We start from the raw sequence: 13238 nt of genomic DNA, 5'->3' as shown, positions 1-13238 counted from the left end.
GCCATCGTGGACGTCCGTAAGCTCCGCAGGCACGCGGCGGAACTCCGCTTCACCCCGCGGGACCCGGTGCGCTGGCTGGCACCGACGGAACTGGCACGTACGGCGGTCAAGGTCGGGCTGGCCGCGGTGTTCGCCGGCTACGCGGACAAGCGCGAGATCCAGGGCGCGCTCCAGGCCGGGCTGCTCCAGGCGCCGCTGGCGCGTCCCGACGCCGAGGAGATCTGGATCGACTTCGTCGCCGACCTCGGCGACGGCTTCGAGGCGACGTACTCGGTGGCGTCCGCGCTGGCAGCGCCCGAGCTCGCCGTCTCCGCCGCCGTCACGTGTCCCCGGGGCTCGCTGCTCGTCCTCGGCGGGGACCAGGTGTATCCGGTGGCATCGACGACGGCGTACGAGGACCGGCTGAAGGGGCCCTACCGCGCCGCGCTTCCGTCGGCACCCGACCAGCCGCTCATGGTGGCACTGCCGGGAAACCACGACTGGTACGACGGACTCACCGCGTTCCTGCGGATGTTCGCCCAGGAGAGGTCCATCGGCGGCTGGGAGACCCGGCAGACGCGGAGCTACTTCGCGGTGCGGCTGCCGCGCCGCTGGTGGCTCGTCGGCCTGGACAGCCAGCTCGGCTCCTACATCGACGATCCGCAGCGGCGCTACTTCGAGACCTGCCTCTCGCCGCGGCTGCTGCCGGGTGACAGCGTGATCGTCTGCTCCGCCGCACCCACCTGGGTCAAGAGCCACGAGGATCCCGACGCCTTCAACACCCTTCACTGGTTCGACCGGAACATCATCCGGACCCGGCTCGACCGGGCGACCGGGCAACGCGAGGACACGGGCGCGGCGATACGTCTCTGGCTGACCGGTGACAAGCACCACTACGCCCGCTACGCGGAACGGCTGCCCGACGACCCGCCCCCGTCCGACGGTCCCCCGCCCACGAACCCCCGACGGCGCCAGCTGGTGACGTGCGGCCTGGGCGGCGCGTTCCTGGCCTCCACGCACAGGCTCCCGGACGCGCTGTCGCTGCCGCCGACCGCCTCGCGGCTGCGGGAGAGGGACGACCCTCCGGCGGCGTTCGCCCTCGCCCCGCACACGTACCCCACGGCGGCTGAGTCCCGCAAGCTCGCCCGAGGGATCGCCAACCCGTTGTCGCGGCACTGGCTCGTGTGGCGCAATCCCTGGTTCGGCGTACTGGTCGGGGTGGTGCAGCTGGTGCTCGTCCTGCTGACGAGTGGCGCGTTCGCGCTGGCCGAAGGGAGAAGGCATCCCGTCGACGCCGTACGGAGTGCCGGCGCCCACGACCTGATCGGCATGGTCGGCATGTGCGCCCTTCTCTTCGCCCTGCCCTTCCTGTTCGGCTGGGGAAGACGACCGGCGGGCGCACGGCCGCCGCGGAGAATGGCCGGTCCGATCGTTGCCACGCTGCTACAGCTGGCGGTCACCGTCGGTGTCCTGGCCATCACCGTCACCGTGGTCTGGGCGCTGCCATCCTCGCGTTTCGGACTCTGGCTGCTGATCCCCCTGGTCGTCATCGCGGTGACGGGCGCCCTCCTCGGCTCCGAGGTCTTCGCCCTGTGGGTGCTCTGGACGAACCACGGCCTGGTCGCCGACTGGCAGATGTCCGGCCAGTCCATCGACGACAGCACGGGCTTCATCCGGATGCACATCGCACCGGACGGCACCCTCACGCTCTACCCGCTGGCACTCGACGGCACCTGCCGGGACTGGCTCCTCGACGACGTCGCGGACACCCCGACCTCGTGGGTCCGGCCGGTACCCGGTACGCCGCCGACCGTGAAGCTCATCGAAGATCCCGTGGTGATCGCACGGCACGGAGCGCCCGACTGAGCGCACCTGGCCGATTCCCGCACCGGTCACCGGACCCGGGCGTCACCATGTGTGCATGGACAAGCACTGGAAGCAGCGGCTCGACGATGCGCACGCGCGGCTGATGCAGGGGGGTGACCCCGTCGCCTGGGTCACCGAGGCCGACGCCGTCGAGGCTGTCGCGCGGTATCCCCAGCTCGCCGTTCGCGGCTCGCTGTTCGGGGTGGCGGCACGAGAACCCGGGGGCGCGTGGCGCGTGGTGGTGCCGGTACGGGCCGGAATGCCACAGGAGTCGCGGGACAGCTTGCAGTCGAAGTTCTTCTTCTGGGCCAAGGACGACACCGACGACCCGACGGTGCGGCGCGCACTCCTCGCGGCCGTGCGCGTCCTCGAACGGGAGCCGGTCGACGAGGTCGACGTGCTGGGCACGACGTACCGGATCGTGCGCGCCGACGAGTTCGCGCGCGCGGGCGACGACACTCTCGAACCGCCGCGCCCCACCGATCCGGAGCCGGTGTTCCGGGTCTGGGAGCGGCAGCGCGGTGCCCGCCGCTCCCCCGACACCGATGTCGTCCTCGACCCCGAGAAGGTGCGCGGGGTGATGACGGAGGCCCTGCGGATCGGGCTGCGGGAGTTCCACTACACCGGGGAGCGCTACCCCGCCGACGTCCGGGCCGACTCCCGGAAGGCGGTCACCACGCATCCGGACATCGCCCTGCTGCCCACCACCTTCGGCAGCGTGGAGCGAGCCGGCGACGGCTGGCGGCCGCACGGCTCTCTGGCGCCGACGCCGCACGAAGCACGGCGGGAGCTGTACGACGACCTCACCGACCTGTGGGCCAGGGTGTACGAGTGGGGCGACGAGCAACGGGAGCGGTACCGACGGGCCGGCGAGCTGTTCAGGGCCGCCGGGCGCGCCGACGAAGCATGGGTGGACGGCCGGGAGTTCCGGATCTGCCGCGTCGAGCGGATGGTGCGGTTCGGCCCCGACGGGCCGGAGGGGCCGCGCCCCTCGGACGTCGACGAGTACGAGCCGACGAAGATGCACCCGCGCATGGACGAGGACGGCACCCTGCACTACGACGAGTGACGTCACATCGGCCGGTCCGACGTCACGGGTGACGCGGTACGGCGGTACGAGACCACCGGTGGCGCCGCGGAGCCCGCATCGCAGGGCGCCGAGTCGCCACCGAGGCCCCGAAAGGCGGACGCCACAGAGACCAGGGGCACGTAGTGACGCCCGCCGGGGCAGGAGCGCCCTCGATCGCCGGTCAGCGCACGCGCCCGCGGGCCTTCAGCTGTGTCGCCGGGACCTCCGGGGCAGGGAGGCGGTCGCCGTCGTAGCCCTTCACCTCGCCGAAGCGTCCGCTGGTCATCCAGGCCTCACGGGCCTCGCGGATCTCCTCGTCCGTGCGGCCGATGAAGTTCCACCACATGACGATCTCCTCCTCGAACGGCTCTCCGCCGAGAAGCATCAGGCCCGCGTCCGACAGGGCGCGCAGGGGCAGCTCGGTGCGGCCGCAGCCGAGGTACAGCATGGAGCCGGGCAGGACCGGTACGCCGTCGACGTGGGCCTCGCCCGACATGGACAGGACCGCGTACTCGAAGTCGGGCTCCAGCGGGAGGCTCGTCTCGGTGCCCGCCGCCAGCGTGAGGTCGGCGCCGACGAGCGGCGAGTACGTGGTGCCGGGCGAGGCGGCGCCGTCGAGGGCGCCGAGGATCACCGTGGCCGTGAGACCGGGGGCCGTGACCCGGGGCAGGTCGGCGTGGTGCTGGAAGTGGGGTTCCACGTGACGCTGGGCGTCGGGGAGCGCGACCCAGAGCTGTGCGCCGTGCAGGAAGCGGGCGTGCGGGCGGGGACTCTCCTCCGAGTGGGAGATCGCCCGGCCCGAGGTCATCAGGCCCAGCTCGCGCGGGCGGATCGTCTGGAGGCTGCCGGTGGAGTCGCGGTGCAGGACCTCGCCCTCGTGAAGCCAGCTCACGGTCTGCAGCCCCATGTGCGGGTGGGGCGGGACCTGCATGCCCGGCTCGTCGGCGATGTCGTCGGGACCGTAGTGGTCGACGAACGCCCAGGCGCCGACCATCCGCCGACCGAGGTTCGGGAGCAGCCGGCGAACCTCGGTCGACTCCCCGAGCTGGACGCGCCGCGGGCTGAGGAGCTCGCGTACGGGCTCGGCGACGACGAAGCCGCGGCCACCGCACACCGTCAACGCGGCCTGACGATCAAGATTGCTCATGACGCTCAACCTATCGTAGTGGAATGTTCAACCATCCAGGCTTGTTGACCTGGTCGACCGTCACACAGAGTGGCAGATCCGGGAAGCCGGAAGGGGAGAGCAAGTGAGCGACACGTACTACGAGTTCGGAACGGCCGGGGAACGCTGGGACCGCGCGCGGCTGTTCTTCGACGCGAAGGAGTACGGGACCGCTGTCCGTATCCTGCGCGGCCTCGTCGCCGAGCACCCGGAGCAGACGGCCCAGCGGCTCCTCCTCGCACGCGCCTACTACCACTCCGCGCAGCTCGCCCGGGCCGAGACCGAGCTGCGGGCCATCCTGGACCGCGACCCCGTCGAGGACTACGCGCGGCTGATGCTCGGGCGCACGCTGGAGCGCCAGGGGCGCCCGGACGAGGCCGCGCCGCACCTGCGGATGGCCGCCGCGATGGCGGGCGAGACCCCGTCCTGACGCCGTTCTGATACCCCCGCACGGTATGGTCGCGCCAGGAGGTCCTGGTCTTGCGTACACGTCGGGCGGCCCGCGGAGAGCGCGGCATGCGAGCAGGAGGTGCCCTGGCGCACCTCCTGCTCGTCGTCGTGCTCGCGCTCGGGGTGTTCCTGATGCACGCCGTCGGCCACCCCGAGGGCTCCGGCGGTACGACGGAGACCACCGCTGCCGCCCACCACTCCACCCCGGAGCCCGGCGCGCACGGCGCCGGCGGCGCCGGCTCCGACGCGGGACACGACCCCGGTACGGGGATGGACATGACCACGCTGTGCGTGGCCGTTCTCGGTGCCTGGCTCCTCGCCGGGCTCGTCCGGGCCGCCCTGGCCCGACGCCCCGAATGGCTCACCGTCGTCCTCGCGCGGCTCATCCCCGCCCTGGGACCCCACGCGCCGCCGCGCAGACCTCCCGACCTCGCCCTGCTGTCCGTCCTGCGGATCTAGGCCGTACCGCCACCGCGGGCGCCTCGCGCTGCCCGTGAACGCCTTCGACCTGCCCTTTTCCCGCCGGTACGGACACCCGTTCCGTACGGACAGCACACGAGGTATCACTCCCATGCGCACCTTCACACGTCGCACCGCCAAGAAGTTCGCCCTCGCCGGCGTCGTCACCGCCACCGGGCTCCTGCTCGCCGCCTGCGGAACGGACGACAAGATGAGCGGCATGGACCACGGCGGGACGTCCGCCACGGCCTCCGCCACGGCCTCCGCTTCCGCCGAAGCGTCCGCCGCCGGGACCGAAGCCGCCGCGCCCGGGGCCTTCGACGACGCGGACGTCATGTTCGCCCAGATGATGATCCCCCACCACGAGCAGGCCCTGGAGATGGCGAAGCTCGCCGCCGGCCGGGCCGAGGACCCCGAGGTCAAGAAGCTCGTCGCCGCGATCGAGCAGGCGCAGGACCCGGAGATCCGGAAGATGAAGGCCTGGCTCAAGGGCTGGGGCAAGCCCGAGTCCGCCGGTGCCGGTCACGGTTCCGGGGGCGGGAGCGGCCACGGCATGGCCGGGATGATGTCCGAGCAGGACATGAAGGACCTGGCGGCCGTCAAGGGTGAGGCCTTCGACCGGAAGTTCGCCGAGCTGATGATCGCCCACCACGACGGCGCCGTCGACATGGCGAAGGACGAGCAGAAGAACGGCCGGAACGCCTCGGCGAAGAAGCTCGCCGACGACGTCGTCCGGACCCAGTCCGCCGAGATCGCCGAGCTGCGGAAGATCCTCGACCGGCTCTGACCGCGAGCGGCCGGTCCCGCACCGGGGCCGGCCGCCCGCCGGCTGCTCGCCGCCACCCGGGACGGGGTGTACGAGTCGCGGGACGGCGGGCCGACCTTCGAGCGGCGGGTCACGGTGACCTCGGGGAAGGACGGCCACTGGCCCCCGGCGGGTACTGACCCCAGCGGATACCCCGCCCGGTCCTCACCCCTCGCGGCGCTCCACGACCACCTCGCCGCCCACCACGACCGTCTCCGCCACCGTGCCCGGGATCTCCTCGGGCGCGACGCGGAGGATGTCACGGGAGAGGACGACGAAGTCGGCGAGCTTGCCCACCGTCAGCGAACCCCGTTCGTCCTCCAGGAAGTTGGCGTAGGCCGAGCCCATCGTGTAGCCCTCGACGGCGGCGGCGACGTCGATCGTCTCGCCCGCAGTCCAGCTCTCCCCGCCGCCGGGCGGGCGGCGGGTGACGGCGGCGTGGATGCCCACCATGGGGTCCATCTCGGCGACGTTCCAGTCGCTGGAGAGCGCGAGGACCGCCCCGGCCCCGCGCAGGCTGCGCAGCGGCCAGGCCTTGTGCCAGCGGTCCGGGCCGACGTTCTCGGCCCAGTCCTTGCCGGGTCCCGCGATGTCGGGGGCGGCGTGCCGGGGCTGCATGCAGGCGACGACGCCGAGTTCGGCGAAGCGGGGGGTGTCGGCCGGGTCGAGGCACTCGACGTGGACGATCTGGTGGCGCGCGTCGCGCGGCCCGTTGGCGGCGCGGGCGCGGGCGACGGCGTCGAGGACGGTGCGGATGCCCCGGTCGCCGGTGGCGTGGACGAAACACTGGAAGCCGCGCGCGTCGAGGCGGGTGAGGAGCTCGGCGAACTCCTCGGGCGGGTAGAAGGTGTCGCCGCGGTGGTGGGCGCAGCCCGCGTACGGTTCCAGGAGGGCGGCCGTGCGGGGTTCGACGACGTCGTCGATGTACAGCTTCAGCGGGCCGACCCGCAGCCGGTCGTCCGCGAACTCCTTCGCCGCGGCCTCGAACGCGTCGAGGTCCGCGTCGGTGGTGCCGCGCGGGTGGAAGAGGGCGGCGACGATCCGCGAGCGCAGCCGGCCCTCGGCGCGGGCGCGCTGGAAGAGGGCGAGGTCGTCGAGGGAGTTCTGGGGTTCGACGACGGTGGTGATGCCGTAGCCGATGGCGTCGTCGAGGCTCTTGGCGAGCCGGCCGTACTGCCGGTCGGGCGAGGCCCAGGGCACGCCGAGCTCGCGCAGCGCGCGGTGGCCGTCGCGGGAGAGGCCCTTGATCGCGAAGTCCTTGACGAATCCGGTGGGTTCGCCGGTGGCCGGATCGGTGACGGCCCGGCCGAAGGGCAGGTCGGTGTGGTCGCGGTCGACGCCGAGTCGCCGGAGGGCGGCGGTGTTGAGCCAGGCGGTGTGCACGTCGTAGCTGAGGACGACGGCGGGGGTGTCGCCGGTGGCCGGGTCGAGGTCGGCGGCGGTGGGCATGCGTCCGCCGGGGACGGCCGAGTAGTCGAAGGCCTCCGCCTCGATCCACTCGGCGTCGGGGTGCGCCAGGTGCCAGGAGCGGATGCGGTCGTGGATGGCGTCGAGGGTGCGGGCGCCCGCGAGCTGGACGCAGGCGTCGTCCGAGCCGAGGCGGACGTGGTTGTGGGCGTCGACGAAGCCGGGCAGGACGAGCCGGCCTCCGGCGTCGAGCACCCGGGTGCCGGGCCCCGTCCAGGCGGCGGCTCCGGCGTCGGAACCGATCCAGACGATGCGGCCGGCACGGACGGCGAGGGCCTGCGCCTCGGGGAGCGCGGGGTCGACGGTGTGGATGCGGGCCCCGAGGAGGACGAGGTCGGCGGGGGCGGGGGTCGCGGCGGTGGTGCTGTTCATGCGGGTGGCTCCGTGATGTACGTACGAGTGTGGTGCGGAGGGGTGGGGAGACGCGAGGTCAGGAGTGCGCGGGGGCGACCGTGCGGCGCGCGAGGAGCACGTACACGAGGGCGGAGACGACCGCGCCGAGGAGCGTGAGGTCCGCGCCGCCGAGCGGGGCGACCAGGGGGCCGGTCCACAGTGCGGAGTCGCAGGTGAGCGCGGAGAAGGCGAGGCCCGCGAGGAGCGCGATCAGGCCGGGCGGATGCCAGCCCGAGCGGTACCAGTAGGCGCCGCGCTCGCGCGTGTGCAGGCCTGCGGAATCGTAGGCGCAGCGCCGGAGCACCATGTCGGCGAGGAAGACGCCGCCCCAGGGGGCGAAGACGATGATCAGGAGGGAGAGGAAGGAGAGGAGCGAGGTGGTGAAGTCGGTGAGGAAGAGGGCGCCGAGGGAACCCGCCGCGGTGACGGCCGCGCTGATGACGATGGCCCGCGCCCGGTTCCACGGGATGCCGAGGACCTGGAGGTTCAGGCTCGACGAGTAGAGCGTGATGATCGAGTTGGTGACCGAGCCGCCGAGGACGAGGGCGAGGAAGAGCGGCTGGAACCAGCCGGGGAGCAGGCTCTCGGTGCCCGCCACCGCGTCGGTCATGTCGGCCTGCGTCGCGGCGGCGACGCCGGCGACGCCCAGGGCGACGGAGGAGAGGAAGCCGCCGAGCGCGCCGCTGAGGGTGACGGCCTTGAGGGAGGTCGTGCGGGGCAGGTAGCGGGTGTAATCGGCGGGCATGGGGAGGTACGAGAAGGGGCCCGCGAGCATGACGACGAAGGCGAGGCTCCAGCCGGCGGCGCCCGGCGCGGCGGAGGGGGCGGAGGTGTCGGCTCCGGGCAGGACGAGGACGAGGAGCGCGGCGAAGCCGACGGCGAGGGCGTAGGCCATCCAGCGCTCGGCGAACTGCACGGTGGCGTGGCCCCAGAGGGCGACGGCGAAGGTCAGCGCGAGGGTGACGGCGAGGGCGAGTGCCCGGGAGAGATGGCCGCTGTGCCAGCCGAGGTCGGCGAAGAAGGCTTCGAGGGCGAGGGTGCCGACCACGGTGTTCACGACGGTGTAGCCGATGCTGACGATCCAGTTGAGCAGACCGGCGGGCCAGTTCCCGCGGACGCCGAAGGCGGCCCGGGAGATCACGAGGGTCGCGGTGCCGGTGCGCACGCCGCTGAGTCCGGCCGCGCCGATGGCGAGGAAGGAGAGGCCGCCGAGCACGACGACGAGCGTGGCCTGCCAGAAGGAGAGCCCGAAGGCGACGGCGAGGGCGCCGTTGATGACGTAGGTGAACGTGAGGTTCGAGCCGAACCAGAGCCAGAAGACGTCCTTGGCGCTGCCGCGCCGTTCGGCGTCGGGGATGGGGTCGATGCCGTGCTCCTCGACCTGGAACACCTCGTCCCGGCCGCCCGTGGTCACGGCCACCGTCTCGTGTCCGAGCACACCGCACCTCCTGTCTTGAATGCTGTTCTAAGTCTTTGAATGACATTCAAGATGTGCGAAAGGTTCAGGCCACGTCAAGACCTTCGGAGGTTGCGGTTAGGGTCGATCTCCCAGGACTCGCGCACGGTTCGCGCGGATGTCGCGCACAGAGGGTCACGGAACGACGGAACGACGGAACGACGGAAAAGGGGACGGCTGCGGTGGCAGGGGCGGCACGACGGCGGGACGGGCACGTCACCCAGGAGCGGATGCTGGAGGAGGCCATGGCGGCGATCGCCGAGGACGGCCTCGGCTCGCTCACGATGTCGGCGCTCGCGGAGCGGCTCGGCACGAGTGGCGGCCACATCCTGTACTACTTCGGCAGCAAGGACCTGCTGCTGCTCGCCGCCCTCCGGTGGAGCGAGGCCGCGCTCACCGAGGAGCGCGAGGTCCTGTTGTCCCGGCGGATCACGGCCGAGCGCAAGCTCGATCTCTTTCTGCGGCTCTACCTGCCGCGCGGCCCGCGAGACCCGCGCTGGACGCTGTGGATCGAGCTCTGGGCCCGCACCCCCGGCAACGCCGAGCTGCGCGAGGCGCAGGAGGCGCTGGACCGGGGCTGGCAGGAGGACTTGGAGTCCCTGCTCGCGGTGGGGGTCGCCCGGCGGCGTTTCGCACCGCTGGACGCCACCGAACGGGCCTCCGAACTCCTGGCGCTGCTCGACGGGTTGAGCACCCGGGTCGTCCTGGGCCAGGAGTCCGGCCGGGACGCGCGGCCGGCGCTGGAGGCGGCGCGCTCGGCGGCGCGGCTGCTGATCACTCCCTATGCCTCCGACGCGCCACGAACGCAAGAGAAGTGACGGAGCGTCAGGTGCTGAATCGTCAGTCTTCCCGATAGGCCTCGAGGAGGCGCAGCCACGCCTCGCTCAGGGTCGGGTGCGACGGTACGGCGTGCCAGAGCCGGGCGATCGGGACCTCGCCGACGACGGCGACCGTCGCCGAGTGGAGGAGTTCGCCGATCCCCGGGCCGACGAAGGAGGCGCCGAGGACGACCTCCCGGTCGAGGTCGACGACCATCCGGGCCTGTCCCCGGTAGCCCTGGGCGTAGAGCCCGGCCCCGGCGACCTGCCCCATGTCGACGTCGACGGCCCGGACCCGGTGGCCCGCCCGCTCGGCCTCGGCCAGGGTGAGGCCGACGGCGGCCGCCTCGGGGTCGCAGAACACCACCTGCGGAACGGCGGCGCGGTCGGCGGTGGCCGCGTGCGCTCCCCAACTCCCGTCGTCCAGAGGCGCGGTGCCCTTCGCGCGGGCGGCGATCGCGGCACCGGCGATCCGGGCCTGGTACTTGCCCTGGTGGGTCACGAGCGCGCGGTGGTTGACGTCCCCGACCGCGTAGAGCCAGTCGCTGCCGGTGACCCGGAGGCTGTCGTCGACGTCGAGCCAGTTGCCCGGTTCGAGGCCGACCGTCTCCAGTCCGAGGTCCTCGGTGCGCGGGGCCCGGCCGGTCGCGAAGAGCACCTCGTCGCCCTCGACGTGGTCGCCGCCCTCCAGGACCACCGTCACCGGGCCTGTGCCTCCGTCGCGTACCACCGCGGCGACCCGGGCACCCGTGCGGACGTCCGCTCCGCGCGACGCGAGGGCCGAGGCGACGCGCTCGCCGACGAACGGCTCCATGCGGGGCAGCAGGCCCCCGCCCCGTACCAGCAGCGTGACCTTCGCGCCGAGGGCCTGCCAGGCGGTGGCCATCTCGACCCCGACCACTCCCCCGCCGACCACGGTCAGCCGGGCGGGCACCCGGCCGGCGCTGGTCGCCTCACGGCTGGTCCAGGGCCTGGCCCCGGGCAGGCCGGGCAGTTCGGGGAGGACGGCGCGGCTGCCGGTGCAGACGGCGACCGCGTGCCGGGCGGTGAGGACGTGCTCGTCGCCCTCGGGTCCGGCGACGGCGACCCGGCGGGGTCCGGCGAGGCGGCCGTGGCCGCGGAAGACCCGTACCCCGATCGAATCCAGCCAGTCGACCTGGCCGTCGTCCTTCCAGTGCCCGACGACGGTGTCCCGGTGGCGGAAGACCTCCAGGGCGTCGAGCGGGCCGTAGACCGACTCGCGCAGGCCGGCGACCTTACGGGCGTCGGAACGGGCGAGCGCGGGGCGCAGGAGGGCCTTGCTGGGCATGCACGCCCAGTACGAGCACTCGCCGCCGATCAGCTCGCTCTCGACGATCGCGGCCGTGAGCCCGGCCGCCCGCACCCGGTCGACGACGTTCTCGCCGACCGGTCCCGCCCCGAGGACCACCACGTCGTACGCGCTCTCTTCCACCGTTCGTGTCATGATCCCAGTCTGCTGGCAGGGCTCCGGAATAGCGCGGCTCGATACGCCGTTGTGCCGGTCGAGTCCCCAGGGGACCGTGAGGACACCGCCAGGAGACCCCGAAAGGTAGGCAGCATGAGCACCGTAGAGCTCACCAAGGACAACTTCGACGAGATCGTCAGCGGGAACGAGTTCGTCCTGATCGACTTCTGGGCTTCGTGGTGCGGTCCCTGCCGTCAGTTCGGTCCGGTCTACGAGGCCGCGTCGGAGCGGCACCAGGACCTGGTCTTCGCGAAGGTGGACACCGAGGCGCAGCAGGAGCTGGCCGCCGCGTTCGAGATCCGCTCGATCCCGACGCTGATGATCGTGCGGGACAACGTGGCCGTGTTCGCGCAGCCGGGTGCGCTGCCGGAGGCCGCGCTCGAGGACGTCATCGGGCAGGCCCGCCAGCTGGACATGGACGAGGTCCGCAAGTCGGTCGAGGCCTCGCAGAAGCAGTGACAACGTGATGCTGTGATGCTGTGATGCTGTGACGTCGTGACGTCGTGCCGAGAGGGGTACGGGAGAGCCTCCCGTACCCCTCTCGCGTACGCGTCCGTGCTCAGCGCTCCAGGACCAGTGCGAGGCCCTGGCCGACGCCGATGCAGAGCGCCGCGAGGCCCGTGCCCGAGCCGGCCGCGGCGAGCTGGTGGGCCACGGATCCGGCGAGACGGGCGCCCGAGGCGCCCAGCGGGTGGCCGATGGCGACCGCGCCGCCGCGCGGGTTCACGATCTCCGGGTCGAGTTCCGGCCATTCGGCGAGGCAGCCGAGCGCCTGTGCCGCGAAGGCCTCGTTGAGCTCGAAGGTCGTCAGGTCGGCGAAGGAGCGACCCGCCTTCTCCAGCGCCCGCCGGACCGCCGCCACCGGGCCGAGGCCGAAGAGCTGGGGCTCGATGCCGGTGACCGCCGACGTGACGATGCGGGCGAGCGGCTCGCGGCCCGTCGCGCGCAGCCCCTCCTCGTCCACGAGGAGCAGGGCCGCCGCGCCGTCGTTGAGCGGCGAGCAGTTGCCCGCCGTGACGGTGCCGCCCGTGGGGCGGAAGGAGGGCTTGAGCTTGGCGAGCGCCTCCAGGGACGTGGTGTCGCGGATGCACTCGTCCCGGGCGAGGTCCACTCCCGCGTACGGGACGACCTCGTCGTCGTACAGCCCCTTCGCCCACGCCTCGGCGGCCTTGCGGTGGCTGGTGAGCGCGAAGGCGTCCTGCCGGTCGCGGGTGAGGCCGTGCTTGTCGGCGACGAGCTCCGCGCCCTCGCCGAGGGAGACCGTCCACTCGGCCGGCATGCGGGGGTTGGTCATGCGCCAGCCGAGGGTCGTCGAGTGGAGCTGCTGGTGACCGGCGGGGAAGGCCCGCTCGGGCTTCTGCAGGACCCACGGGGCGCGGGACATGGACTCGACGCCGCCGGCGATGGCGACCGACGCGTCGCCCAGCGCGATCGCGCGGGCCGCCTGGATGACGGCCTCCATGCCGGAGCCGCAGAGGCGGTTGACGGTGACGCCGGGGACGGAGACGGGCAGTCCGGCGAGCAGGACGGCCATCCTGGCCACGTCGCGGTTGTCCTCGCCCGCGCCGTTGGCGTCGCCGAAGTAGACGTCGTCGACGCGGGCCGGGTCGAGCGCGGGCGTGCGGTCGACGAGGGCCCGCACCACATGGGCGGCGAGGTCGTCGGGGCGCACCCCGGCGAGCGCGCCTCCGAACTTCCCGATCGGTGTGCGGACGGCGTCGACGATGTAGACGTCGCGGATGCTCATCGGTTCTCTCCCACGTGACCTTCGGAACGACTCTGTTCGCCTGGTGAGGAGACGTGCGTCTCCGGGCGTGCGCCGCCG

12 protein-coding genes are annotated in these 13238 nt (G+C 72.7%); 7 read left to right on the top strand and 5 right to left on the bottom strand.

All coding sequences use genetic code 11. The features are described from left to right. Positions 1 to 6 precede the first annotated feature (6 nt). Both ACFWWU_RS18375 and ACFWWU_RS18370 read left to right on the top strand, forming a co-directional pair. Positions 7 to 1845 carry a hypothetical protein gene (locus tag ACFWWU_RS18375; protein ID WP_384146221.1) on the top strand — a complete coding sequence of 613 codons (1839 nt, stop codon included), beginning with the start codon at positions 7 to 9 and terminating at the stop codon, positions 1843 to 1845. A 55-nt stretch (positions 1846 to 1900) separates the two neighbouring features. Next, positions 1901 to 2914: a DUF5954 family protein gene (locus ACFWWU_RS18370; protein ID WP_384146218.1), complete on the top strand. Its 1014-nt coding sequence runs from the start codon at positions 1901 to 1903 to the stop codon at positions 2912 to 2914. Between the two features lie 181 nt (positions 2915 to 3095). On the opposite strand, the gene ACFWWU_RS18365 is transcribed toward ACFWWU_RS18370, so the two are convergent. Continuing rightward, positions 3096 to 4061, bottom strand: coding sequence for a pirin family protein (locus ACFWWU_RS18365; RefSeq protein ID WP_384146215.1), 966 nt, complete (start codon positions 4059 to 4061; stop codon positions 3096 to 3098). Between the two features lie 103 nt (positions 4062 to 4164). Between ACFWWU_RS18365 and ACFWWU_RS18360 the strand changes: the two genes are divergently transcribed. The 3 genes from ACFWWU_RS18360 to ACFWWU_RS18350 all read left to right on the top strand — a co-directional run bounded on the left by ACFWWU_RS18360 (position 4165) and on the right by ACFWWU_RS18350 (position 5775). Continuing rightward, positions 4165 to 4509, top strand: a complete 345-nt coding sequence (locus tag ACFWWU_RS18360) for a tetratricopeptide repeat protein (RefSeq protein WP_384146212.1) — start codon at positions 4165 to 4167, stop codon at positions 4507 to 4509. A gap of 86 nt (positions 4510 to 4595) precedes the next feature. Next, entirely contained in the window at positions 4596 to 4988 is a 393-nt protein-coding gene (locus tag ACFWWU_RS18355) for a DUF6153 family protein (protein WP_384146209.1), read from the top strand. A gap of 112 nt (positions 4989 to 5100) precedes the next feature. Further along, entirely contained in the window at positions 5101 to 5775 is a 675-nt protein-coding gene (locus tag ACFWWU_RS18350) for a DUF305 domain-containing protein (protein ID WP_384146206.1), read from the top strand. A 183-nt stretch (positions 5776 to 5958) separates the two neighbouring features. Here the strand turns inward: ACFWWU_RS18350 and ACFWWU_RS18345 are convergent, their stop codons facing one another. Beyond that, positions 5959 to 7632, bottom strand: coding sequence for an amidohydrolase (locus tag ACFWWU_RS18345; RefSeq protein ID WP_384146204.1), 1674 nt, complete (start codon positions 7630 to 7632; stop codon positions 5959 to 5961). A 58-nt stretch (positions 7633 to 7690) separates the two neighbouring features. After that, positions 7691 to 9091: a purine-cytosine permease family protein gene (locus ACFWWU_RS18340; protein ID WP_384146201.1), complete on the bottom strand. Its 1401-nt coding sequence runs from the start codon at positions 9089 to 9091 to the stop codon at positions 7691 to 7693. 200 nt (positions 9092 to 9291) lie between these two features. Between ACFWWU_RS18340 and ACFWWU_RS18335 the strand changes: the two genes are divergently transcribed. After that, complete coding sequence (locus ACFWWU_RS18335; protein ID WP_384146198.1) at positions 9292 to 9927, top strand: TetR/AcrR family transcriptional regulator; 636 nt, start codon at positions 9292 to 9294, stop codon at positions 9925 to 9927. 22 nt (positions 9928 to 9949) lie between these two features. Here the strand turns inward: ACFWWU_RS18335 and ACFWWU_RS18330 are convergent, their stop codons facing one another. Continuing rightward, entirely contained in the window at positions 9950 to 11392 is a 1443-nt protein-coding gene (locus ACFWWU_RS18330; RefSeq protein ID WP_384146195.1) for a dihydrolipoyl dehydrogenase family protein, read from the bottom strand. A 114-nt stretch (positions 11393 to 11506) separates the two neighbouring features. Between ACFWWU_RS18330 and trxA the strand changes: the two genes are divergently transcribed. Then, positions 11507 to 11872: a thioredoxin gene (gene trxA / locus ACFWWU_RS18325; RefSeq protein WP_384146193.1), complete on the top strand. Its 366-nt coding sequence runs from the start codon at positions 11507 to 11509 to the stop codon at positions 11870 to 11872. A 100-nt stretch (positions 11873 to 11972) separates the two neighbouring features. On the opposite strand, the gene ACFWWU_RS18320 is transcribed toward trxA, so the two are convergent. Continuing rightward, entirely contained in the window at positions 11973 to 13160 is a 1188-nt protein-coding gene (locus ACFWWU_RS18320; RefSeq protein WP_384146190.1) for a thiolase family protein, read from the bottom strand. Between the last annotated feature and the right edge of the window lie 78 nt (positions 13161 to 13238).

The organism is Streptomyces sp. NPDC058650, from assembly GCF_042717315.1.
In the GTDB taxonomy this organism is placed as follows: domain Bacteria; phylum Actinomycetota; class Actinomycetes; order Streptomycetales; family Streptomycetaceae; genus Streptomyces.
This window is presented reverse-complemented; position numbering and strand designations above follow the sequence as displayed.

Bases quoted from the DNA above. Each gene is read 5' to 3' on its own strand.
- ACFWWU_RS18370 (WP_384146218.1), top strand. From the start codon at position 1,901: ATGGACAAGCACTGGAAGCAGCGGCTCGACGATGCGCACGCGCGGCTG.
- ACFWWU_RS18365 (WP_384146215.1), bottom strand. From the start codon at position 4,061: ATGAGCAATCTTGATCGTCAGGCCGCGTTGACGGTGTGCGGTGGCCGC.
- ACFWWU_RS18355 (WP_384146209.1), top strand. From the start codon at position 4,596: ATGCGAGCAGGAGGTGCCCTGGCGCACCTCCTGCTCGTCGTCGTGCTC.
- ACFWWU_RS18350 (WP_384146206.1), top strand. From the start codon at position 5,101: ATGCGCACCTTCACACGTCGCACCGCCAAGAAGTTCGCCCTCGCCGGC.
- ACFWWU_RS18345 (WP_384146204.1), bottom strand. From the start codon at position 7,632: ATGAACAGCACCACCGCCGCGACCCCCGCCCCCGCCGACCTCGTCCTC.
- ACFWWU_RS18330 (WP_384146195.1), bottom strand. From the start codon at position 11,392: ATGACACGAACGGTGGAAGAGAGCGCGTACGACGTGGTGGTCCTCGGG.
- trxA (WP_384146193.1), top strand. From the start codon at position 11,507: ATGAGCACCGTAGAGCTCACCAAGGACAACTTCGACGAGATCGTCAGC.
- ACFWWU_RS18320 (WP_384146190.1), bottom strand. From the start codon at position 13,160: ATGAGCATCCGCGACGTCTACATCGTCGACGCCGTCCGCACACCGATC.